Source organism: Enterococcus sp. DIV0806c, from assembly GCF_051710905.1.
In the GTDB taxonomy this organism is placed as follows: domain Bacteria; phylum Bacillota; class Bacilli; order Lactobacillales; family Enterococcaceae; genus Enterococcus_B; species Enterococcus_B mundtii.
Genome location: NZ_JBIOLO010000001.1, coordinates 2087577 through 2111449, shown reverse-complemented (window position 1 = coordinate 2111449; position 23873 = coordinate 2087577). Strand labels below are relative to the sequence as shown.

The following is a 23873-nucleotide window of genomic DNA, read 5'->3' as shown; positions in this document are numbered from 1 at the left end:
AAATTTCCTAGGTGCATAGTGTGATATTTTTTTCTAAATAATAAAAAAAAAGTTTTTGACTATGGGCGCGTGTATTGTAACCAATGACTATTGCTAGAATTACGGAACTTATAGAAATAAGGTAGTGCTTTATTTTTTTTGTTTGAGAAAAAAATAAAAATAAACAAAAAGTAGATTAGTGTTATTATAATCAAAAGATGAAAAAATAATAGTTTTATTACATTGTTATTTAATATCATAGTTTCATCTGGATAAGAAAGGGGTGCATACATTTAATTAGTCAAACATACAACTAGCGGATATCAAAAAAAGTAGGCATGTTCTATTACGAAGAACAGTTGTGTAGGGTATCAATCGTACAATAGAAGATATTAAGTAGAAAACGAAGCACCATAAGTCAGTACATTCAATACATTGAGTATAACTTTCTGCCAAAAAATCAGCAGATTACGTCACGTCAAGTAATACGTGTAGAGTAGGAGGAGGAAATGACTCATTTTTATAAGAAACAAATTTTACATATGATTGTAATTATCTTGCTGCTTTTTTCGTCATTAGGAAATAGTATCAGCGTTATTGCTGAGACGACCAACGAGTCAAGTGTAGAAGAACAGGTAGAAGATATTGGTGAAACACAGGAAACAATAGAAGAAACATTGGTAGAAAGTGAGGAGGCGACTGAGGACGAGAGCGAACCGGTAGAAGCGACGCCAGAAGAAGTGGTGGAAGATGGACCTTTATTAGATAGGGAACCAAGAAATGCGCAGCTATTGAATACGCTAGATAATTTTTGGATCTCTAGATTTTTACAAGGAAATGCCAGTGGAAACCGTACACAGTTTCCAACAACTTTTAGGAATTATTTTTTAAATGACAGCCGAGCGTCCATTGTATGGTCGGGGAGTAATCAGTTAGGTAACCGAACAGGAAATAGTATTGTAGGGCGAATTATGTTGCCTAGGCAGTTTTTATATCGCGACGGAAATAGTTTGTTGTATGCAGGAGTCGATTTTTATGGAATGCCAACAAGAAATCAGTATCAATTTGGAGTGAATACGATTCAACATGGACAAGGAGATTTTCACTTTACTATTCAAGAAACAACACCTTACCAAATAAAAGGTCCAGTTTTATCGCCATCCAATCTGAATGAAGGGACTTTAGCGGATTTTCAAGAATTTACTATACGAGTTGAGCGTATCCGTGATGCTTCTTTTACTAGTCAAAGAGCAAATTCATTTACGGTAGATTTGGATTGGATATTCAATACCTATTTTTATTTTGCAACTATATGGAATCATTCATATTATCCGAACTTTGTAGCAACGGTAAACCAAGCGATCCGTGGCAGTTTTACAGAATTACCCGCTCATACTTTGGCATTTGCTAGAAATCCATCGCAAGGAGCGAGTGCAAATCCATCGGCGCCTGTGACCACACTGGCACAAGGTGCAACAACGACGGTCACCGCTGCAGCCCCAGCGACTGGTTATCAGTTTGCAGGATTTGATGTGAGTGGTACGGGAAGTTCAATCACGAATGTAAATACATCTAATCGAACAGGCACGTTTACCATGGGTTCTCAAAATGCGACAGTTACTGCACGTTACGAACTGAGTAATCGAACCTTAACTTTGGCACGTTCGCCACAGGCTGGAAGTGCAAGTAATCCGACTGCGCCGACGACTAGTCTGGTGGTTGGTGCAACAACGACGGTCACAGCAGGAGCACCGTCTCCTGGCTATCGTTTGGTTGGCTTTAATGTGACAGGAAACGGGACGATTACGAATGTTAATTTAGCAAATCGCACCGCAACCTTCACAATGGGGACTGAAAATGCGACAGTCACAGCGGAGTATGCCTCGACAGTCATTCGCAATGCAGAGGATCTCGGAAAGTTTTTACGTAGCGAGTTTCCTTATGATTCAAATGAACAAACATACACGATCGAACCAGAAACCAATCAGACAATCGATATGTCTGGACAAGGGAACTTTTCAGGTCGTAGTCAATTTTCTGGTAACTTGATCGGGAATGGTACGATTATTAGAAATCTTTCATTAGTATCTCAAAATGCCTCCCTTGGATTGATCCAAACAATCAATGGCAGTAATCTTTCACGAATCGAGAATCTGACCTTAGCTAGCATTTCGCTGAATAATACACGATCATCGTCTAATTCAGCTGGAATCATCGGTCAAGTAGCAAGCGGGAAAACAGTCGAGCTTGAAAATATTACGATCGATGAAAGTAGCCAAATTGCTGCCAATCAACCCGCTGGAAATGCAGGGTTGATTGGAAACAACCAAGGTTCAGTAACGATCAAAAACAGTGAGGTTTCAGGAACCTTACATTCCAACACTGCTAATGGATTGATGGGCGGATTAGTTGGGCAAAACCAAGGACAACTAACGATTGAAAATAGTGTCTCTCGTGTTACTTTTACTGGAGGAGGCTCTTACACCTTAAATATAGGAGGGTTAGTTGGTGAAACCAGTAGTGAGGTCACAATCACTGATTCTAGAAGTGAAAGTCACACCGCAATCAATTCAGCGAGTGGGACATATCGTGGTGGTATGATTGGTCGAGTCACATTCTCAGGGAATGTGATGATCCAACGAAGCATCAATGCTAGCGATATGCGGGGAAATAACAGTATTGTCGGTGGATTTATCGGAAGAATGTCAGGAACTGCTCGAATCGAAGAAAGTTACCATAATGGGCATGTCCAAGGAAGTACAAGTCTAGGAACCGCAGCATTCATCGGCTTGACTGAAGGCGGTGGAGCCCTTGGCATCATGGATAGTTATAGTATTGGTTCTTCCAACGGTAATGGAGTGATCGGAGTCAATCAACTAGCAAGTAATGTTACGTTGAATCAACTCTTTATCGCTGGTTTCACGGGAGGGCAACCAATTACCTCAGATACGACAGGTATCACTGCGACCAATGTTTATTATGATTCCAGTACCACGAATAAAGCAACAACGACAGGTGTAGGGGAAGCGAAAACTACGCTAGAGTTGATCGAATCAACAACCGCTATGTTAGGTTTTGGGAATCGTTGGCGGACCGATTTTTCAGTCGCTCAACGAACGAATAAAACCTACCCTTACCTAAGTTGGCAGACCCAAGGCGCGCAACCGGTAATGTTTTTTGACAGCATCGATCCAATGGTCGATCGTCAAGTAACGGGTAATCAAGTGTCGGTAACATTAGATCTACAAAATGAGCCATTGAAACTATTCAATCCATATAGTTCTGGCTTAGCTGGTGAAGCGACAACAGGAACCTTCACTTTCAATCGTGGATCTATTGCAAGAGTGTCGATTGGTGTCATCAATCAGCAAGGCGTCGTTGGATTTACCGCACGGCGAATGACGGCGACGAGCGCTCGCAATCCAATCGCTGGTAGCGATCATGATCCGGAGATTGAAAAAAATGATTTTCTTGAAGGCGAAACGACACAGATCAAAGCAGCTGCACCTAACCAAGGGTATCGTTTTGTTGGATTCAGTGTAACTGGTGCGGGGAGTTCAGTTTCCAACATCGATTTGAACGCACGAACAGCGACAGTAACGATTGGAACTGAAAACACGGTCATCACAGCAGAATACGCCTCAACGATTATCCGTAATGCCGATGATCTCGGAAAGTTTTTACGAAGTGAGTCTCCTTATGATGCAAACGACCAGACTTACACGATCGAACCAGAAACAAATCAAACGATCGACATGTCAGGAGAAGGTGATTTTTCAGGACGTAGTCAATTTTCTGGTCATCTGATCGGAAATGGCACGATCATCAAAAATCTTTCATTAGTATCTCAAAATGCCTCCCTTGGATTGATCCAAACAATCAATGGCAGTAATCTTTCACGAATCGAGAATCTGACCTTAGCTGGTATCTCGCTGAATAATACACGATCATCGTCTAATTCAGCTGGAATCATCGGTCAAGTAGCAAGCGGTAAGTCAGTGGAGCTTGAAAATATCACGATCGATGAGAGTAGCCGAATCTTAGCGAATCAACCGAATGGAAGTGCAGGGTTGATTGGAAATAATATGGGTTCAGTAGTGGTCAAAAACAGTGAGGTTTCAGGAACGTTACACTCCAACACAGCTAATGGACTAATGGGTGGACTTGTTGGTAAAAATGACGGTCCATTGACCATTGAGAGTAGTCTTTCTCGAGTTACTTTTACTGGTGGTGGTTCATATACATTAAATATCGGTGGACTAGTGGGCGAAACCAGTAGTGAGGTAATAATCACTGATTCTGTAAGTGAAAGCCAAACAGCAATCAATTCATTGAGCGGAACATATCGAGGTGGAATGATTGGTCGAGTGACCTTCTCAGGGGATGTCACGATCCAACGAAGTATCAATGCCGGTGATATGCGAGGAAATAACAGTAATGTGGGCGGATTTATCGGAAGGATGTCAGGAACTGCTAAAATCGAGGAAAGCTATCACAATGGACATGTCCAAGGAAGTACAAGTCTAGGAACTGCAGGGTTCATTGGTATGACCGAAGGCAATGGCGCACTCAGTGTCGTGGATAGTTATAGCATTGGCTCCTCCAATGGCAATGGTGTGATCGGGATCAATCAATTAACGGATCGAGTGACACTCAGCCAACTATTTGTTGCAGGTTTTACAGGGGTACAGCCAATTACCTCAGATACGACAGGTATTACTGCGACCAATGTTTATTATGATTCCAGTACCACGAATAAAGCAACAACGACAGGTGTAGGGGAAGCGAAAACTACGCTAGAGTTGATCGAATCAACAACCGCTATGTTAGGTTTTGGGAATCGTTGGCGGACCGATTTTTCAGTCGCTCAACGAACGAATAAAACCTATCCGTATCTCAGTTGGCAGACGCAAAATACGCAACCATCGATGTTTTTTGATAGCATCGATCCAATGGTCGATCGTCAAGTGACGGGCAATCAAGTGGCGGTCACGTTAGATCTACAAAACGAGCCTTTAAAACTATTTAATCCATACAGCTCTGGCTTAGCTGGTGAAGCGACAGCAGGAACCTTCACTTTCAATCGTGGATCTGTTGCAAGAGTATCGATTGGTGTCATCAATCAACAAGGAGTGGTTGGATTTACCGCACGGCGAATGAGTTTGACACTGGTCCGTGATCCCTTGGCAGGAAGTGCAGCTGATCCAAACGCTGACCGAACGAATTTTATCGAAGGGGAAACCACAACGATTCAGGCGGCTGAAGCAAATGCAGGGTATCGCTTTGTTGGATTTAGCGTGACTGGCACAGGGAGTACGGTGACAAGATTTGATCAGGAAAATCGAACGGCTACTTTCACGATGGGGACAGAAGATGCAACAGTGACGGCAAATTATGTCCAAACGGTCATACGAACGGCAGAAGATCTAAGTCGCTTTCTGAATAGTCAAGCGCCTTTTGATAAAGATGATGAAAACTATTCGATTGAACCAGAAGATGGAATAGCAATCGATATGGCAAATGCAGGTACTTTTTCTGGTAGACAAGTATATGGAGCGAAATTGATCGGTAATCATGCAGTCATCAAGAATTTGACGTTGACTAGTGGAGAAATAGACTTAGCATTTATTCGCTCAGTCGGAAACGATCCTTTACGAATCGAGAATCTAACATTTGAAAATTTACGAGTGACGAATACTAGAGGTCAGTCATTTACCAACTATACTGCAGGAGTGATTGCCGTAATCAGCGCAGGAAGTATTGTTGAACTTGAGAATATCAGAATGGACAGTAGCAGTAGTATTCTTTCAAACCAGTCGAATGGGAGCGGGGCTTTCGTTGGAAACAACAGTGGACAACTAACGATTACGAATGGCCAAGTCTCAAGTAATCTTCACTCGAATACTTCAAACGGTTTACTAGGTGGTCTCGTTGGTCGCACGACAGGAGTGCTTACCATGAGTCATTCTAGTTCAAAAGTGAATTTTACTGGTGGTAATAATTACTCCTTGAATCTAGGAGGATTGATCGGTGAAGTATCTGGTACAGTAACGATCACCGATACGCATAGCGAGACTCGCTCAACGGTCAATTCTTCAATATCTAGCTATCGTGGAGGGTTGATTGGCTATGTTACAGGAAATGGTCAAGTACACATTGAACGAAGTATCAATTCGAGTGATCTTCGAAGTGGAAATAGTTATGCTGGTGGATTTATTGGTCGTTTAGCAGGAAATGTGACGATTAATGAGAGTTATCACAGTGGCTATATTCTTGGAAATGTTGCTAATGGTTCTGGTGGATTTATTGGTAGGATTGAAGACAGTGGTCAGTTAGTGATGACCGATAATTATGGTGTTGGTTCATCAAATGGACAAGGAGTGATCGGAGCGATAAGTGCAACTGCAACCGCACAGCTCACGAATTTATTCGTCGCAGGATTTACTGTTGGAGAACCGATTTCGAATACTACCACAGGAATTACAGCAAACAATGTTTATTTTGATGCAAGCACTACAAGAAAAACGACGACAAGTGGTGTGGGTGAAGCGCGTAGCACTACAGGATTGATCGATGCAACCATAACGGAGCTTGGGTTTGGTGAAAAGTGGTTCACAGGTTTTGCTTTGGGGAGCAGTGCCAATCGAACATACCCATACTTGAGGTGGCAGACGAATGGGGCACAAACTTCCGAGTTCTTCAACTCGATCCAACCAGAAGTAGATACAGCTGTTTCAACAAACCAAGTAACAGTAACTTTAGATCTTACAGGACACCCTGTTCGCTTATTCAATCCATATCAAGCGGACTTGGCAGGAGAGGTCACAACAGGTACATTCCAGATCAATCGGAATAATGCCGAGCGTTTTTCAATCGGGGTCATCAATGAACAAGGCATCATTGGCTTTACTGGTATCGGAAATTACACAGATATCCAGCCGAATAGCCAAGTCTTGAACTATGGATATGGAGAAACGGATTATCAGGCAAAAGACTTTGTCAAAGTCTTCAAAGATCAAACTGAAACAGATGATTATGACGCGCGTTTTGTAAGTTTCCCAGATTCACTGAATGGTCAATCTGCACGTGTAGAGGTTTCAAAAAATGGCACAGTATTGGCTACGATCGATGTACCAGTCACTTATCAGTTTGGTCATTCGTTAAATGTAAGAGGAATTAGTTTTCAAGGAACAGACCTACGAGCAGCAACTTTAAGCTTGAACAGTGATCAAACGCAAATTGTTGCGACCTATAATAGTGCATTAGCTGGAACTTCGGTTCATTCCTATTTTGGAAATGATATGTACTATCAAATCAGGCACTATAACCAAGTAACTGTTTCTAATGGTCCAATGAATGCACAAACGCCAGATTTCGATTTTTCTGTTAATGGTAATCAAAGGTTGGATACCTTGAATGGTTTCGGAACAAATCGAAGACTATCAGTGGCGAAAGGCGATATCGTAGAAATTTTCCATGCGGAAGCCAATGGCAGACTGGACAATATCAAAGATAATGTGGTGCAACCAAGGATATCGGATAATCGAAGCCGTTATCAAATCACTGCGAATGGATTTGAACGAATAAACATCGATCGTTTAAATCCAAGTGAACAAAAAACAGTGTTAGGAATGTCTCGTGAAGATATGGATCGTCAAATTGGACGATATTTAGATATCAGTCAATATCCTACCTTGAAAATTGAAGGTTTCACTCAATATCCCGATACGTCCAAAGAAGGAACGACGACTGGCAAGATCGTTGTCAGCGAGTCATTGGTTAATGGTGAAAAAGCCACATGGGAATATACCGTTCCTTTTGTGGTGGAAAGTGATCCAGCGATCCATGTAACGTTACCAGTCCGAATGGCTTTTGACGTCTTAGACGATCAAGTGACTAGTGATGATTATCAGGTGATCAATCATTCGACAACGACAGAATTGACAGTTTCCTTCCATACCAAAAACGATGTGGAGTTAGCAAGTACTTCGAATATTGTCTTTTTAGATTCATCGGAACAAGAAGCGACGAGCGAATCAATGTTTTTATATTTGCAACGAATCGGTGCGACGCCATCTGACAAGCCGTTAGTTGGACAAGCAAGTACTTTTGCTGGTGCACAATGGACCGAATCAGTGCCATCAGATTCCCAAATGTCACTTGGTTTTACAGGGAAATATTTTGGTGATCCCACACAAAATAATAAAGTAACAGGCAAGTTGAGTTTACACTTTGCTGCGAAGATAAATTGAACACACACAAGAAGGTGAACATGATCACACAGGAAACACAGAAAATAACTGAAAAAAATGAACAACAAAAGAAAAAAAGATTACTGGCGCTTCTTTTATTATTGCTTACGATCGTTGCGATTGGTTGGTATTGGTATGTCAATAACCAACCAACGCAGATTTTGTCGGACGATTTTCCGGAGATCAAACATGCGGAAAAAATGACAGGCGACCAATTGAAAAAATATGCCAATCAAGCGGTAGATGATAGTAATGTAACTATCAATGTGTATCCAGAAGTCAGTGTCAATGCGGATGGAAAAACGGGCAATATCTGGATCCAAAACTTGCCGACCAATCGTTATGGGCAACAAGCAATATTGTCCATGAAGGATTCTAAAGAAACATTATATGAAACAGGCTTATTGGAGCCTGGATATGAAGTAACTGAATTGACATTGGCAAAAGAGTTAACGACAGGCACGCATCCAGGAGTAGTAGAATTAGAGTTTTATGATTTAGAAAATAAAAAGCTTATGGGTAAAACGACGGTTGACGTGACCATCAATGTCAATCAATAAAAACGGAATAAAGCAATCATGCTTTAGGATATAAAGACATAAATAAAGGAGAAAACAAAATGAAAGTAAAAAATATTCTAGCAACAGGTTTGATGTTCGGCACGATTTTAGCAGCAGGGGCCAGTGTTCAAGCTGATGTGATCATCAATGGGGATGACCAGACGATTGATAATTCATTAGGTGGATCGATCGATAAGACGGCAGATGTGGCAATCGATGGAACTTTAGGATTTGACAACACAGATCCGGAGGCACCGGAACCAGGCAATCCAGATAAATGGTTGAATGTGACGTTACCTTTAAAAGCGGTCTTCTTCACTGAACCAGAAGACTATAAGACAATTCTAGGTGGAGAGCATAAGATCACCAATCATTCCGGTCGTCCAGTAAAAATCAGTCTAGGAAATTACACAGTTTCTTCTGGAGATATCTCAGCAATCGATCGGTTAACATTGGTTGGTAGTTTAGGAGCCAGCAATCTTTTGATTGAAAATGGTTCGGTAAATACAACCATATCAGAAGACTTTATGACTTTAGCTTCACCGAATGCACGTCCAGGTGATTTAACAGGAGCTAGTACAGCGACGTTTACTTTTGAAGGAGATGTTGATACTGATGTTCTTGATTTTCCAACGGATAAAGGATCAATCTCAATTGCAAGTACGTTGACACTGAATATTGAAGCGCTAGATGAAGCTGGAGATCCGTATCCATAGTTCAAATCGTGAGGTGATTGGATGAAACAAAAAAAACAAACAATTCTTTGTTTGTTCATGGTTTTAGGTCTATTGATCATTGGATTGCCACAAACGCACATAGAAGCTAGTTCTAATAACATTGAAGTCACTGGAGAACTAAAGTTTGACTCAAATGGGACACAAGAAACAAGCCCTACGAAGCCGGATACCGGTGATCCGAAAGAATCAGTGACTCCAAGCGCACCGCCTAAAAAAAACGTTTTACTACCATTGGGAGAACAAATACAAGTATTGTACGTTTTGACAGGCGTGATTTTGATTTTGATCGTTCTTGTTAGTTATCAAATTATTCGTGACAAGCGACGAAATCCAAAAAAAATGAGTGAAATCATTGTGAACTATTCATCGAAGAAATAAATAAAAACCGTAGATTGAAGGATCTACGGTTCAGATTGTAGACAAACCTTATGTAAAAATGAGGTTTGTCTTTTTTATATGTATGTTTTCAATAATTAAAGAGAAATAGCTTTGTTTTTCTAAAGAAAAACACTCCTTTCTTGCTCTGCCTTTTTTGATTTTTACTAATTTTTTCATATTTAGGCAGGCAAAAGTAAGCCCAATTTTCATGTGCATTTTTTCAATTCCTATTTGATTCGTATAACGTAATCCGTGAAATTCTTTTGCTGTACCAAAAATTCGTTCAATTGTTTCTTTTCTTTTTCTGTATAGGTCTTTAAAATTTCTTTGGTGACGTATTTCCTCACATCGTTCGATTGCTTTCGCCCAAATATGTCTGGTGATTACTTTTGTATGATTTTTTGAATTTGTACAAGTAGATAGAACAGGACAATTTTTACATTCTTCTGGATTACTTTTGTATTCTAAATATCCTTTTCGATTCGTTGTCGAATAAGTGAGGATCTTATCATTAGGACAGATATAACAATCATAATATTCATCGTAGGCATAGTCGTTCTTCTTGAAATAACCCGCTTTCGTCATGGGTCGCTTATAAGGGAAAACAGGCGTCAGCTTCTCTTCGAGAAGTAATTGAGCGATTGCTGGCGTTTTATACCCAGCATCCATAATCAATTTATCTAGAGTAAAAGCTCCTTTGAGCTTTCTAAATAAAGTAATAAACGTACGACTATCATGTAAGTTTCCTGGGTGGGTCGTATAGCCTAGTATCCAGCCGTTTTTATCACATGCTACTTGTGCGCTATAAGCAAAAACTTCTTTATGCTCACCTTTATGAAACCAACCACTTTCGGGATCAGTCGTACTTGTTTTTTTCATAGCTATTTTAGTTTCTGCGTTTGTTTCTTTTAAGGGCTTTTTTAGGCGTTTTTCTCGATCTTTTTCAATTTCTTTTGTCAATTTTTCCGTATAAAAGAAGGCTTGATCCATCACTTCGACGGATTCTTTCTTGTTTCGATTCGCATGTGCTTTAATATGCGTCCCATCAATAAAAACTTCAGAGGTATCAACGATTCCTTCCATCATACATTGTGCTAAAATCTCATAAAAGATTTGTTCAAATGTAGTGGTTCCTTTGAACCGTCTCGTATAGTTTTTACCAAATGTAGAAAAATGAGGAACTGCATCTTCTAACCCTAACCCCAAAAACCATCGATAAGCGTTGTTCACTTCAATTTCTTTGATGGTTTGTCTCATGCTTTTAATACCAAAAAAATATTGAATCATCGGTAATTTAATTAGAAGAACGGGATCTAAGCTTGGCCGTCCTTGGGTTTCATCATATTTATCTTTTACCAAATCGTAAATAAAAGAAAAATCAATAAACTGATCCATTTGTCGTAATAAATGGTCTTGGGGAACTAAGTCTTCAAGAGCAAAAAAGCCCATCTGTGCACGCTTACTCATATCTTGTTTTGAGAGCATCGGGTTACACCTCCAATTCATAGTTTTATTTTAACGTATAAAAAAAGACAAAGCACTATAAATAAGTACTTTGTCTACAATCTGAACCGTAGATTGAAGGATCTACGGTTTTTTTTTATAAAAAAATAGCTTTAAAACAGTATGATCAACATTTTCGCTAATTAGAATTATTTGTTAAAAAAATCACTTGACTTAGAGTTCGGTTCAAGGTGTATGATTAAGCAGAAATAAAGGAGGGAAATCTATGTTATTAAAACAAATAAAAGGTCCTCAAGATCTGAAACAAATGACGCAAGAAAAGCTTCAACAAGTGGTAGAGGAAGCACGTGCCGCGTTATTAGAAAAAATCAGCCAATACGGTGGGCATAATGGCCCCAACCTAGGTGTTGTTGAAATGACGGTGGCGCTACATTATGTGTTCGATTCACCAAAGGATCAATTTGTTTTTGATGTCTCACACCAAACCTATGTGCATAAAATGTTGACAGGAAGAGCACAAGCGTTTTTAGACCAAGCGCATTATCAGGAAGTCTCGGGTTACACGAACCCATTAGAAAGCGAACATGATCTCTTCACGATCGGGCATACATCGACTTCATTGTCTTTAGCAAATGGTCTAGCTAAGGCGAGAGATTTGAAAAACGAAACAAATAATGTCATTGCAGTGATTGGCGATGGGTCTTTATCAGGTGGTTTAGCCTATGAAGGTTTGAACAATATTTCTGAACTAGGTACGAATACGATCATTATCGTCAATGATAATGACCAGTCGATCGCAGAAAATCATGGGGGACTTTACAAAAATCTCAAAGAGCTAAGGGAAACGAATGGTCAGGCCACGAACAATTTCTTTAAAGCCTTAGGACTTGATTATCGTTATCTTGATGCAGGCAATGATTTAGCTGCTTTGATCGAGTTATTCGAAGAAGTAAAAGATCAAAAAGAGCCGGTTGTGTTGCATATCCATACCGTTAAAGGAAAAGGGTTCTCCTTTGCAGAAGAAAATCGCGAAAAGTTCCATGCGGGAGGGCCGTTTAGTCTCGAAACAGGCGAGTATCTGCGATCGAAAGGGGCAGAAACCTACAGCAGCCTAACAACAGACTTCTTATTGCACAAAATGGAGGAAGATCCGACAGTTGTGGCAGTAAATGCAGGCACACCGATGATTTTATTTTCACCGGAACAGCGTCAACAAGTCGACGCACAATTTGTTGACGTAGGGATTGCCGAAGAACATGCGGCGACGATGACTGCTGGATTAGCCAAAGGCGGGGTAAAACCTATATGGGCAGTCCATTCACCGTTTTTACAAAGAAGTTACGATCAAATCTCTCATGACTTAGCATTGAATCGCTTATCGGGTACGATCCTCGTGACACTTGCTTCTGTAAATGGAATGAATGATGAAAGTCATTTAGGGATCTTTGATATTCCATTTTTGAGTCATATCCCAAATCTAGTATACTTAGCACCGACAACTAAAGAAGAATACTTAGCGATGCTTGAATGGTCGATCGATCAAACGGATCGATTAGTGGCAATCCGCGTACCAGTCGGCCCAATCACTTCTTCTGGTGAAGTAGATCGAACAGATTACAGTCAATTATATAAGAACAAAGTCATCCAAAAAGGCGAAAAAGTAGCAATCATGGGTGTAGGTAATTTTTATGGTTTGGCAGAAGAAGTGGCTGTTGAATTGAAGAAAGCTCTCCAACTAACGGCTACGGTGATTAATCCAGCGTTCATCTCTGGTTTAGATACTGAATTGCTGGATGAACTTAAAGAAACGCACGATGTAGTTGTCACACTTGAAGATGGTATCTTGGAAGGCGGCTACGGTCAAATGGTCGCTGGCTATTTAGGAGATGCAGCGATCCGTGTGCAAACTTACGGCTTAGATAAAGCCTTTCATGATCGCTATGAAACAACGGAACTATTAGCGGAAAATGGTTTGACAGTAGAGAATATCGTGAAAAATATTGAAGAAACGCTCGCCGATCAACGTTAGTCAAGTCGAAGAAGTGCTGATTTTCGGAGAGAGATTTAGAACTAGGCGAGCTTAAGCTTGAATCAAATTTACATCAAGTTTATAAATAAAATAATTGAACAAGTAATTACTGAAACAGTGGGTTGCTTTCAATGCTGAGGATATCGCATTGAGGCAAGCCACTGTTTTTTTATAGAAATATTTATCTGAAAATCATTAGAAAATTTACACAAAAAATATATATTCCTACAAAGAATTTACTTAAAGTTAATCAGAAGTAAAAAGTGATTTTCTACAATTAGCAGTATAGAAAGAACAAAGGAGTGAACGCATGTTAAAGCTAGATGGTATTAGTAAGACGTTTAATCATCATGAAGTTTTAAAAGAAATCAATGTATCGATCGATAAAGGTGAGATCGTTTCAATACTCGGTGCTTCGGGTTCAGGAAAAACCACTTTATTGAATATTATCCTTGGATTGGAGCAACCAACAAACGGTCAACTACTTTATGATGGCGAAGATATCACAAAACAGGTCATGGAAAAACGACCATTTAATATTGTCTTTCAAGACTATGCTTTATTCCCTAACCTAAGTGCTTATGAAAATTTGGTCTACGGGTTGCGAAAACAAAAAAATATCACTTCTAAAGAAGAATTACAAGAGTTGATCGATCTATTGGATTTGAATGATCATTTGGATAAACGCATCCACCAATTATCTGGCGGGCAAAAACAACGGGTGGCATTAGGTCGGACTCTGGTGATGAAACCCCAAGTATTGTTACTTGATGAGCCATTAAGTGCATTGGACGGTGTCATCAAAGAATCGATCAAAGAACGTATCCAATTGATTGCTAAAAAACTGAACTTAACGACGATCATCGTCACACATGATCCAGAAGAGGCATTGACCCTTTCTGATAAAATCATGGTTTTGAAAGATGGTCGGATCGCACAATACAGTACACCGAAAGATATCGTGACAAATACGATGGAACCCTTTGTGCAGGCATTTATTGTCGATCAGCTAAAAATCAAACGACGCAATATTGAACGGATCTTTACTCAAGCAACCGGCGTAGTTCATGAAAAAGTGGTTCGCTTCTCATGAGAAGGATGAAAATAGAAACGCTATTGCCAACGATTATCTTATTTGGTTTTGTCCTCGTATTGTTTTATCCATTAGCGAATGTTTTGAAAGAAGCGTTGACTGTTGAAGGCAGCTTTTCCTTTGAGCTGTTCCGAGAACTAGCAAGGGACTTCGATTGGCTAAATGCGTTAAGTAATAGTTTGCTCATTGCTGGGATCACAGCGATTTTTGCGACCTTCTTTGGCTTTTGGTTTGCTTACGGGATGCACTTTACGAAACTACCTAAAGGATTCAAGTGGATGATTGAGAAATGCTTTATATTACCAATGTTATTACCGACCATCACATACGGCTTTGTGTTGATCTATTCTTTTGGCCGTCAAGGATTGTGGACGCGTTTGTTCGGTCAAGAGTTGTTTTCGATCTATGGAAAATCAGGTGTGATCTTAGGGTTACTGATCTATACGATCCCAGTGACTTTCTTGTTGATGAATGACGCCATGAATTATTTGGATAAACGCTATTTGACGGTATCCAGATTGATGGGAGACGGATTTTTTAGAGGATTGAAAATCACGATCCTGCAACCGTTGGGCAAAACATTTGGTGTTGCTTTCGTCCAAGCCTTTTTCATGGGGGTTACTGATTTTGGTATACCTGTAGCGGTAGGTGGTCGAGAACCGTTTATCACGACTTTGTTGTATGAGTACTTTATGGGGTCGATTCCAGACTTTAATCGCGGAGCCGTCATTGCACTGATCATGTTAGTTCCTTCGATCATTAGTGTTCTGTTTTTGCGTAAGATCCAAAAAAATGATCATGCAACCCCCGGGACAAATATGTCAGTAAAAAGCAACCCTGTCAGAGATTTTTTCTTTGGTGTAGGACTGACAGTTGGTGGCCTGTTTATTGTAGGAGTCTTCCTCGTGATGTTCCTTCTTCCTTTTGTCGAAGGGTGGCCCTTTGATATGACTTTTACCACACGCCATATCGAAGCGTTCCTACAAACGTCTGATTTAAGAAGAACGTTGAATACAGGGATTTTCGTTGCCCTATGGACGGCGCTGTTTGGAACAGTAATTGCTTATTTGGCAGCAATTTTCACCGCTAGATCCACAAAACAAAGCGTGATAACAAAAACGATCGATAGTCTCGCTTCTGTCACGAACTCGATTCCAGGTATGGTTTTAGGGATTGCCTATTTGCTAGTGTTTAGCGGAACGACTCTTCAAAGTACGATCAGTATTTTGGTGATTGCCAACATGGTGCATTATTTTGCAACTCCTTATCAGTTAGCGAAAAGTGCCTTATTAAAAATGAATCCCAACTGGGAAAATACAGCGAAGATGATGGGGGATAGTTGGCTTGATACAGTGATTCGAATCATTCTTCCAAATTCAAAGCGGACGATCGTTGAGATGGCTTGTTACTATTTTACAAATTCGATGGTTACGATCAGTGCAGTGGTGTTTCTGACAAGTGCCCGAACGATGGTGATCACGACCAAAATCAAAGAATTACAGCATTTCGGCAGATTCACAGAAATCTTTATCCTATCTATCTTATTATTATTGATCAATTTAACCGCAAGAATACTTGCACAATTTATCATGAGGAGATTTGAAGCAAATGAAAAAACTAGTTCAAAAAGGGTTCATTTATCTGTCATTCGTCAGCGCTTTAGGAATTTTAGGGGCGTGTAGTACGTCAAATGCAAGTGAGAATGCCAATGACAACAAGGAAAAAGTCATCATCTACACCAACGCAGATGAAGAGCCGGTTCAAATCATCAAAGATGTCCTTGATTCGAATGGTTTTGAAAACCAATACTTGCTACAATCCTTCGGCACTTCGGAATTGAGCGGAAAACTTTGGGCGGAAGGCACAGATATTGAAGCGGATCTAGTGACAATGAGTACGTTCTATTTGGATGGTGTCCAAGAAAATGAACCGATATTCAAAGAATTGGCATTAGAAGTCCAACCAATGGATGATCTGCCAAATTACCAAGCACCGATGACGACACAAGAAGGTGTCATTTTCTACAATACTCAAGCACTGAAAGAAGCGGAGTTACCTGTACCGACGAGTTTAGCTGATTTAGCTGATCCAATCTACGAAGGGCAACTAGCGATTTCTGATATCAACCATTCCTCAACAGCTTGGTTATTGTTCCAAGGATTGATTGATCAATATGGAGAGACAAAAGCGCAAGCGATTTTAGCCGATATTTATGACAATGCAGGCGACCATATAGAAGCGTCTGGTTCTGGTCCGTTGAAAAAAGTCCGCGTCGGTGAAGTGGCGTTGGGTTTTGGGTTACGTCATCAAGCAATCAAAGATAAAAATGAAGGATTGCCAATCGATTTTGTAGAACCAAGTGAAGGAACATACGCTTTAACAGAATCACTCGCGGTGATCGATAAAGGAGAAGCGACGAATCCTTTAGCCGAAAAAATGCTGAATGTGATCCTTAAAGAAGGTCGGGCAGATTTATTACAATTCTACCCAAGTAAACTTTATGAAACAGATGATCTATCGGGGGTTGAAACCGCCAAAAATCAAAAAGTCTTTCCGGAGGCATTAACCCCAGATCTACTAAAAAAACATGCCAGTCTAGTTGAATAGGAGAAAGAAAATGAGTGGAAAAACAAAGGTGATTGAACAGTATGAAAAAGAAATCAATCACAGTAAAATCAATTATAAATTATTGACACCAGGTCCTCTGACCACGAGTCGTACAGTGAAAGAAGCAATGCTTGTCGATCATTGTACATGGGATGATGATTTTAAAGTCATCACCCAGGCGATTCGTCAACGATTGCTTGATCTTGCTAGTGTCTCCAATGAGGCTTATACAGCTGTTTTGATGCAAGGAAGTGGCAGCTTTGCAGTTGAATCTGTGTTAAGTTCAGTTGTTGGCTCGACAGACCGCTTACTGATCTGTACAAATGGTGCTTATGGCCAACGGATGGTGCAAATGGCTGAATACCACGGCATTGATCATGTGATTTATCAAGTGGCTGAAAATGAAATACCACAAGCTGAAAAAATCGAGGAACTATTAGTGTTGCATCCTGATATTACTGCACTTGCAATGATCCACAGTGAAACGACTTCTGGTATTTTGAATCCTTTAGAAGCGATTTCAGCAGTGACAAAGAAACACAAATTGTGTTTTATCGTTGATGCAATGTCAAGCTTTGGTGGCATTCCGATCCCTGTTGGAGAGTTAGGAATCGATTTTCTTGTTTCGAGTGCAAATAAATGTATCCAAGGAGTGCCTGGATTTGGCTTTGTGATTTGTCAAAAAGAGCTACTAAAAAAAAGTGCCGGACAAGCACGCACGTTGAGTATGGATCTTTATGATCAATTTCGTGTGATGGACATTGATGGGAAGTGGCGTTTCACTTCGCCAACACATACTGTATTAGCGTTTTGGCAAGCGCTAGAAGAGTTGGCGGATGAAGGTGGTATCGATGCTCGCTATGACAGGTATCAGTTGAACAATGAGCGTTTGCGTGAACGAATGGCGGAAATTGGGTTTGAAGCCTATGTTAGTGAGAATCAAGGACCTTTCATCACGTCATTCAAATATCCAGAGAGCATCCAATTCGAATTCCAAGCATTTTATGACTATTTAAAAGCACATGGCTACGCAATCTATCCTGGAAAAATCAGTGATACTGATTGCTTCCGGATTGGGAATATTGGTGAGATCTATCTGGAAGATATTGAAAAAGTAGCTGGGTTGATCCAGCAATATATGGAGGAGCGAAAAAATGATTAATGTGGTCATCTTAGATTGGGCAGGAACAGCAGTCGATTTTGGTTGTATGGCACCGGTGGCGGCGTTTCGCGAAGCCTTTAAACATCAAGGAATCACTGTGACTGAACGAGAAATCAGAGAGCCGATGGGAATGAAAAAAATCGAGCATATCCAAATGATGCTAGAAATGCCTCGAATTGCTGAAAGTTGGTTAGAAACTCACGGACGTCAGCCTGAAACTACTGATATCGAGGCAATCTATGAAACATTTGAAGAAGTATTATTCCAACAATTGGCAAATCATGCAGAAGTGAAACCAGGTGTACTTGACACAGTCGCGACTTTACGTAAGCGAGGAACAAAAATCGGCAGTACGACTGGTTATACGAGTGAAATGATGGCAATCGTTGTTGCGAAGGCGAAAGAACAAGGGTATCAACCAGATCGCATCGTCACGCCAGATGAAGTAGACGGCAAAGGGCGTCCCTCCCCAGAGATGTTATTAAAGAACTTGAACTATTTTAAACAGGAAAATAGACAAGAAGTGTTAAAACTAGGAGATACGATCTCTGATATACTCGAAGGGAAGAATGCAGGAGTCCTTTCTGTGGGCGTAATTGAAGGAAGTTCACAAGCTGGTTATTCCTTTGACACGTATCAGCAATTGTCAGCTGCTGAAAAAGGAAAACTTTTTGAACGGGTGCGTCAAGAATTTTTAGAAGCTGGTGCAGATCATGTGATCGATCGGTTTTCTGATTTGCCAAGACTCATAGAAATGATTGAAGAGAAGCAAGCTGTTATGAATTGATTCGTCCCACCATCAAGAGGTCTGCACAGAAGTGTTTAACCTCGAGCAATAAGGTGTCATCCACAAGAATTGTTCTTCAAATTTTTGTGGATGACACCTTTTTTTCGAAGAAGTTCCTTCTGTTTTTGCCGTTCATTCAGTTTTAAGTGGTGCAAGAGGGTGAATGGCCCACTTTTTATGAAAAAACAGCAGAATGTTGCAAAAAAATGCAAAATAGCGTATCTTAGATAAAAGGAGTGAGCATCATGTTGAAGGAAGAACGCATCCAGCGTATCAAAACAATGATTGATCAAGAAAAAAGTGCTTCGATCGAAGATTTAGCAGATCGCTTAGATGTGTCGAAAGATACGATTCGCCGCGACTTGATCCAGTTAGAAAAACAGCGCCAAATCAAACGGACCCATGGCGGTGCTTTAGCAATTCAAAAAGAAGCAACGATCTTTGATTATGAACAACGGTCAACGATCCTAAATGATGTGAAAAAACAAATGGCTGAGCAGGCGCTTGAAATAATGGAAGATCCTTCCTCGATCATCTTTGATTCTTCGACCACGGTGGAAGCAGTGATCAGAGAACTACCGGACAAAAAAATCCATGCGGTCACCAATTCTTTATCTCACGCTTTATTATTAGCTAATTATCCGAAAACAGCTATTTCATTATTGCCCGGTAGATTACACAAAGAACAGTTGTTTTTATTTGGAACGGAAACAGTGGAGCAGTTGAAAAATTATCAAGCAGACTATACGCTACTTGGCGTTTTTGCATTGTCAAATGAGGGTCTGTTCATCCATACGGAGGAAGAAGGCTTAGTGAAACGCCAGATGATCCAACAAGGACGCAGGGTGATCGCACTAGCGGATCATACAAAACTAGATAAAACTGGTTTTTATAAAGTTTGCGACTTATCAGCGATTGACTATTTGATCACGGATCAAAAGCCTCCAAAAGCATTAGCCAAAGCACTGACTGAGAACCACGTAGAACTCATAGAAGCGAGGAAGAATGAATGAAAAAAGAAAACATCCAGTTAACAACTATACCAAAACCAGCGATTTTTCCAGATGTTCCCCCTGTTTTTTTGACAGAGGACACGATCACCGAACGAATCAACAAAACGATCGAACGCATGAAAGCCGAAGCGATCGAACTGTTGGTTATATATGCAGATAAAGAGCATGGTGGTTATTTTGAATATTTTACAGGCTTTATCCCGCGATTTGAAGAAGGATTATTGGTGTTAGATCAAACAGGCAAATTCACGATGATCCTTGGGAATGAGAATCTAAAAATGAATGCACATGCGCGGATCACTGCTGATTTGATCCATTATCCAGCATTTTCTTTACCGAATCAACCAATGGACCATGAACAAAATCTGTCAACTATTTTTGCATCATTAGAGGTAGCAGATAGAAAGAAAATCGGTTTAGTCGGTTGGAAGTTGTTTACGTCTACGACACAAGACAATAGCCAATTGTTCGATGTACCATTTTTTATCGTAGATGCGCTAAAACAAGCAACCACTGCGGAAACGGCTATCGTCAATGGCACTCATCTATTGATTGGTGAGGAAGGGGCGCGTGTCACGAACAATGCAAATGAAATCGCACACTACGAATATGGGGCAAATCTTGCTTCGTCTTGCATGCTACGTGCATTAGATGCCATTGAACCTGGTGTGAAAGAATCCGAGATCGGAGAGTTATTGTACGGACAAGGACAAGCGAATACAGTGATCACGATTGCTGCAACTGGACGCCGTTTTGAATTTGCGAATCTTTATCCGACAGCCAAAAAGATCCGATTAGGTGATCCGCTGTCATTGACGACAGGCTTCAAAGGTGGCTTATCCAGTCGTACAGGATTTGTGATCGAAGAAGAAGCTCAACTGCCAGCAGAACAAGCCGATTATCTTGATCGAGTAGCAAAACCTTATTATGCAGCTATCGTTAGTTGGTTAGAAGCCATCCATATCGGAATGAAGGGGGCAGATCTGTATCAGTTGATTGAAACAGTCTTGCCACAAGCGACCTATCACTGGCATTTGAATCCAGGACACTTGACGGCGGATGAAGAATGGTTAGCCTCACCCATTTATTCTGGTTCGCAAGAAATCATCAAGAGTGGTATGATCTTCCAATTAGATATTATTCCTTCTGTATCAGGATATACTGGAGTAAGTGCAGAAGAATGTGTGGCACTTGCAGATGAAGGATTGAGAAATGAATTGAAGGAGCAATATCCAGACATGTGGGAGCGGATCGTTGGACGTAAGCAATATTTAGCAGATGTCTTGAAGATTCATTTAAGTGAAGAATTACTGCCATTATCAAACACTGTCGGTTATCTCCGTCCGTTCTTTTTAGCCAAAGAAAAGGCATTCTGTGTAGCTCCAGTTGAATAAGCAAACCCTCTCCTTCTTGACAATCGAGTAATCTGGTTGGGAGGGGGATTTTTTTATTTAAATGAAAAAGAGTATTTTCGTTGGGCCTCCTTTATTGTATAATATGTAAACGATTTCTTTTGTGGAGGTAAAGATGGAAAAGGTTTTATTGATTGATAATGGACGTAAATATTTTTCAAAAGAACAATTGATCCGGATCATAAAAAAAGCAAGTCAATGTCAATATACGGCAATTTCTTTTGCATTGGGAAATAATGGTTTACGCTTTTTACTGGATGACATGACGCTGATTGTCAAAGGAATAACTTATGCCAGTCAATCAGTCAAAGAAGCATTGATTGCAGGAACAAAACAGTATTATGATGATCCTAATGGTACTTATTTGACGGAAACAGAAATGACAGAGTTAGCTAGTGTGGCTAAGGCAGAAAACATGGAAGTGATCCCGCTGATCAATACGCCTGGACATATGGATGCGATTTTAACAGGAATGCAACAATTAGGTATTCAACATCCCTGCTATCAAACGTCCATTCGCACACTTGATCTGGACAATCAAGAAGCGGTCGCTTTCACGAAAGCACTGCTTGAAAAATATGTGAGCTACTTCTCAACGATAGCTAGTTCCTTCAATATAGGTTGCGATGAATTTGCCAATGATTTAACTGATGGCGGGTGGCGAGGACTCCAGCAGTCTGGGAAGTATCGAGATTTTGTCACATATACCAATCAATTGGCTCAACTGGTTAAAACCTATGGGATGATTCCGATCGTATTTAACGACGGCATTTACTATGAGGAAAAAGAACAATTTGGTCGATTCGATCAAGACTTAGTGATTGCCTATTGGACAGCAGGGTGGGACAACTATCACGTCAGTTCTGCCGAATTTTTACTTGATCAAGGGCATCAACTAGTGAATACGAACGATCACTGGTATTGGGTCATCGGTCGAAAAACAAGTGAACAAGGACATTACTCCTTTGATACAGCAAAAACCGCACAAGCGACAATCTCAACATCCACTGTAGTTAGCGGTACTGAATTACCGGTGAAGGGGAGTATGGTCGGTATTTGGGCAGATGAGCCACAAGCAGAGTTTGTATTAACAGATTTATTTGAATTGCTAGAAACATGTACTAATTAATAGTAAAGACAAAAAACTGTCGGTCAATGGAGTATGCAGTTGCCTCATTAAACAGCAGTTTTTTTGTTATTTTTTCATAGCGTGAAATGAGTGCGCATTCATTTGAGTGAATTTTCATTCGTTTTTTTATTGACACAAGTAAATGAGTAGCGTATATTATTTTTATAAATCGTAATCATTACTGTTTGCGATGGATAGAAAATTTGAGTAAAAGCCGAAATAAGTCCGCGATTGAATCATAAAAATAAGTGAAAGAAGGAAAAAAAGATGCGACAAAACATTACATTAGAATGCAAGGAAACCGGTGAACGGATCTATTTGACGAGTAAAAACAAAAGAAATACCCCTGAACGATTAGCGCTGAAAAAATATTCACCTAAGTTAAGAAAGAAAATGCTTTTTACAGAAGTGAAATAGTATGGAATGAACATTCGAGAAAAGGTGGGATAAAATGGAGAAGCAAGATCTTTCAAGTGCATACAGAAGATTGAAAAGCCCGAATATCAAAACACGAAAACGTGCGCTCAAAATCATCCAACAATCAAAAAGAATGAAGAATAAATACTAATAGTAGTAATATCATTGGTTTCAATACAACTCCTTTTTTTTACTGTATAACGATGATAAAAAACGTGTTATACTATTCAAAAATAAAGGGGGCGAAACCAATCGATATCAAGTATACCTATGCAACGATCAAGGATCTACCGCGAATTGTTGACATTTATAATCAGTCTATCGCATCGAAGCAAGCAACGGCGGACCTAGAACCGATAACGGTTGACTCGAGAATCCCTTGGTTTGAAGCGCATCATCCTGACACCAGACCGCTTTGGGTGATGTATCACGACGATCATATCGTCGGTTGGATCAGCCTTAGTGATTTTTATGGTCGGCCTGCGTATCAACAAACAGCTGAAATCAGTATTTATCTAGACCCGGTGACACGTGGTCATCATTTAGGCAAGGCCGCACTTGCCTTTGTGGAAACTCAACTGCATCGTTTAAAAATCCAGACAGTGCTGGCATTTGTTTTTGATGTAAATCAGGCGAGTAAAAAGTTATTTCTCAAAAATGGATATGCCATTTGGGGACATTTGCCAAAAATTGCCAACATGGGCGATCAAGAAAATGACCTGATCATTCTAGGAAAAAAATATTAAAATCAATAAAAAAGCATACATTTTGTCCATGTGACAAAAATGTATGCTCTTTTTTTTGCTTCTTACTACACAAATGACTCATTAAGTGCTAGACTAATAAATGAAACA

At 40.1% G+C, this 23873-nt stretch carries 17 protein-coding genes; 16 read left to right on the top strand and 1 reads right to left on the bottom strand.

Annotated features, from left to right (window positions below; translation table 11 throughout):
- Positions 1 to 488 precede the first annotated feature (488 nt).
- Genes IGK77_RS09915 through IGK77_RS09900 form a run of 4 tightly spaced genes read left to right on the top strand, consistent with a single transcriptional unit; the run spans position 489 to position 9906 of the window.
- The gene (locus tag IGK77_RS09915) at positions 489 to 8231 is read left to right on the top strand and encodes an InlB B-repeat-containing protein (RefSeq protein ID WP_438713170.1); all 7743 of its coding nucleotides are present in this window, start codon (positions 489 to 491) and stop codon (positions 8229 to 8231) included.
- 20 nt (positions 8232 to 8251) lie between these two features.
- Entirely contained in the window at positions 8252 to 8791 is a 540-nt protein-coding gene (locus IGK77_RS09910) for a hypothetical protein (RefSeq protein WP_071866846.1), read from the top strand.
- Positions 8792 to 8850: 59 nt separating this feature from the next.
- Positions 8851 to 9507: a hypothetical protein gene (locus IGK77_RS09905; RefSeq protein WP_071866845.1), complete on the top strand. Its 657-nt coding sequence runs from the start codon at positions 8851 to 8853 to the stop codon at positions 9505 to 9507.
- Positions 9508 to 9528: 21 nt separating this feature from the next.
- Positions 9529 to 9906 (top strand): hypothetical protein, encoded by a 378-nt coding sequence (locus IGK77_RS09900; protein WP_074799488.1) that lies wholly within the window; start codon positions 9529 to 9531, stop codon positions 9904 to 9906.
- Between the two features lie 48 nt (positions 9907 to 9954).
- Here IGK77_RS09900 and IGK77_RS09895 read toward each other — a convergent pair whose 3' ends face one another.
- A complete protein-coding gene (locus IGK77_RS09895; protein ID WP_071868096.1) occupies positions 9955 to 11391 on the bottom strand; it encodes an IS1182 family transposase in 1437 nt (478 codons plus the stop codon).
- Between the two features lie 244 nt (positions 11392 to 11635).
- On the opposite strand from IGK77_RS09895, the gene IGK77_RS09890 reads away from it, so the two are divergent.
- The 12 genes from IGK77_RS09890 (at position 11636) to IGK77_RS09835 (ending at position 23765) form a co-directional block, all read left to right on the top strand.
- Positions 11636 to 13399 carry a 1-deoxy-D-xylulose-5-phosphate synthase gene (locus tag IGK77_RS09890; RefSeq protein WP_438713169.1) on the top strand — a complete coding sequence of 588 codons (1764 nt, stop codon included), beginning with the start codon at positions 11636 to 11638 and terminating at the stop codon, positions 13397 to 13399.
- 310 nt (positions 13400 to 13709) lie between these two features.
- Positions 13710 to 14492: an ABC transporter ATP-binding protein gene (locus IGK77_RS09885; protein WP_074800891.1), complete on the top strand. Its 783-nt coding sequence runs from the start codon at positions 13710 to 13712 to the stop codon at positions 14490 to 14492.
- Complete coding sequence (locus IGK77_RS09880) at positions 14489 to 16174, top strand: ABC transporter permease (RefSeq protein ID WP_074800889.1); 1686 nt, start codon at positions 14489 to 14491, stop codon at positions 16172 to 16174. Before IGK77_RS09885 ends, IGK77_RS09880 begins: the two co-directional genes overlap by 4 nt.
- The gene (locus tag IGK77_RS09875) at positions 16101 to 17099 is read left to right on the top strand and encodes an extracellular solute-binding protein (protein WP_074800886.1); all 999 of its coding nucleotides are present in this window, start codon (positions 16101 to 16103) and stop codon (positions 17097 to 17099) included. The genes IGK77_RS09880 and IGK77_RS09875 overlap by 74 nt, the downstream gene beginning before the upstream one ends.
- A gap of 10 nt (positions 17100 to 17109) precedes the next feature.
- Positions 17110 to 18261: a 2-aminoethylphosphonate--pyruvate transaminase gene (gene phnW / locus IGK77_RS09870; protein WP_071866839.1), complete on the top strand. Its 1152-nt coding sequence runs from the start codon at positions 17110 to 17112 to the stop codon at positions 18259 to 18261.
- On the top strand, positions 18254 to 19048 hold the full coding sequence (gene phnX, locus IGK77_RS09865) for a phosphonoacetaldehyde hydrolase (RefSeq protein WP_074800883.1): 795 nt from the start codon (positions 18254 to 18256) through the stop codon (positions 19046 to 19048). Before phnW ends, phnX begins: the two co-directional genes overlap by 8 nt.
- Positions 19049 to 19293: 245 nt before the next feature.
- Complete coding sequence (locus IGK77_RS09860; protein WP_074800881.1) at positions 19294 to 20061, top strand: DeoR/GlpR family DNA-binding transcription regulator; 768 nt, start codon at positions 19294 to 19296, stop codon at positions 20059 to 20061.
- Positions 20058 to 21455 carry a M24 family metallopeptidase gene (locus tag IGK77_RS09855; protein ID WP_438713168.1) on the top strand — a complete coding sequence of 466 codons (1398 nt, stop codon included), beginning with the start codon at positions 20058 to 20060 and terminating at the stop codon, positions 21453 to 21455. The genes IGK77_RS09860 and IGK77_RS09855 overlap by 4 nt, the downstream gene beginning before the upstream one ends.
- Positions 21456 to 21588: 133 nt before the next feature.
- A complete protein-coding gene (locus tag IGK77_RS09850) occupies positions 21589 to 22602 on the top strand; it encodes a family 20 glycosylhydrolase (RefSeq protein WP_074800876.1) in 1014 nt (337 codons plus the stop codon).
- Positions 22603 to 22869: 267 nt separating this feature from the next.
- The gene (rpmG, locus tag IGK77_RS09845; protein ID WP_071866836.1) at positions 22870 to 23019 is read left to right on the top strand and encodes a 50S ribosomal protein L33; all 150 of its coding nucleotides are present in this window, start codon (positions 22870 to 22872) and stop codon (positions 23017 to 23019) included.
- 34 nt (positions 23020 to 23053) lie between these two features.
- Complete coding sequence (locus tag IGK77_RS09840) at positions 23054 to 23170, top strand: putative metal homeostasis protein (RefSeq protein ID WP_086334907.1); 117 nt, start codon at positions 23054 to 23056, stop codon at positions 23168 to 23170.
- A 52-nt stretch (positions 23171 to 23222) separates the two neighbouring features.
- A complete protein-coding gene (locus IGK77_RS09835) occupies positions 23223 to 23765 on the top strand; it encodes a GNAT family N-acetyltransferase (RefSeq protein WP_071866873.1) in 543 nt (180 codons plus the stop codon).
- Positions 23766 to 23873: the final 108 nt, after the last annotated feature.

What these genes read in the sequence shown, in the direction of transcription:
- IGK77_RS09885 (WP_074800891.1), top strand. Translation starts at nt 13,710, where the DNA reads ATGTTAAAGCTAGATGGTATTAGTAAGACGTTTAATCATCATGAAGTT.
- IGK77_RS09850 (WP_074800876.1), top strand. Translation starts at nt 21,589, where the DNA reads ATGGAAAAGGTTTTATTGATTGATAATGGACGTAAATATTTTTCAAAA.
- IGK77_RS09855 (WP_438713168.1), top strand. Translation starts at nt 20,058, where the DNA reads ATGAAAAAAGAAAACATCCAGTTAACAACTATACCAAAACCAGCGATT.
- IGK77_RS09905 (WP_071866845.1), top strand. Translation starts at nt 8,851, where the DNA reads ATGAAAGTAAAAAATATTCTAGCAACAGGTTTGATGTTCGGCACGATT.
- IGK77_RS09900 (WP_074799488.1), top strand. Translation starts at nt 9,529, where the DNA reads ATGAAACAAAAAAAACAAACAATTCTTTGTTTGTTCATGGTTTTAGGT.
- IGK77_RS09910 (WP_071866846.1), top strand. Translation starts at nt 8,252, where the DNA reads ATGATCACACAGGAAACACAGAAAATAACTGAAAAAAATGAACAACAA.
- IGK77_RS09875 (WP_074800886.1), top strand. Translation starts at nt 16,101, where the DNA reads ATGAAAAAACTAGTTCAAAAAGGGTTCATTTATCTGTCATTCGTCAGC.
- IGK77_RS09890 (WP_438713169.1), top strand. Translation starts at nt 11,636, where the DNA reads ATGTTATTAAAACAAATAAAAGGTCCTCAAGATCTGAAACAAATGACG.
- IGK77_RS09895 (WP_071868096.1), bottom strand. Translation starts at nt 11,391, where the DNA reads ATGCTCTCAAAACAAGATATGAGTAAGCGTGCACAGATGGGCTTTTTT.
- IGK77_RS09840 (WP_086334907.1), top strand. Translation starts at nt 23,054, where the DNA reads ATGGAGAAGCAAGATCTTTCAAGTGCATACAGAAGATTGAAAAGCCCG.
- rpmG (WP_071866836.1), top strand. Translation starts at nt 22,870, where the DNA reads ATGCGACAAAACATTACATTAGAATGCAAGGAAACCGGTGAACGGATC.
- IGK77_RS09915 (WP_438713170.1), top strand. Translation starts at nt 489, where the DNA reads ATGACTCATTTTTATAAGAAACAAATTTTACATATGATTGTAATTATC.
- phnW (WP_071866839.1), top strand. Translation starts at nt 17,110, where the DNA reads ATGAGTGGAAAAACAAAGGTGATTGAACAGTATGAAAAAGAAATCAAT.
- IGK77_RS09835 (WP_071866873.1), top strand. Translation starts at nt 23,223, where the DNA reads ATGATAAAAAACGTGTTATACTATTCAAAAATAAAGGGGGCGAAACCA.
- IGK77_RS09880 (WP_074800889.1), top strand. Translation starts at nt 14,489, where the DNA reads ATGAGAAGGATGAAAATAGAAACGCTATTGCCAACGATTATCTTATTT.
- IGK77_RS09860 (WP_074800881.1), top strand. Translation starts at nt 19,294, where the DNA reads ATGTTGAAGGAAGAACGCATCCAGCGTATCAAAACAATGATTGATCAA.
- phnX (WP_074800883.1), top strand. Translation starts at nt 18,254, where the DNA reads ATGATTAATGTGGTCATCTTAGATTGGGCAGGAACAGCAGTCGATTTT.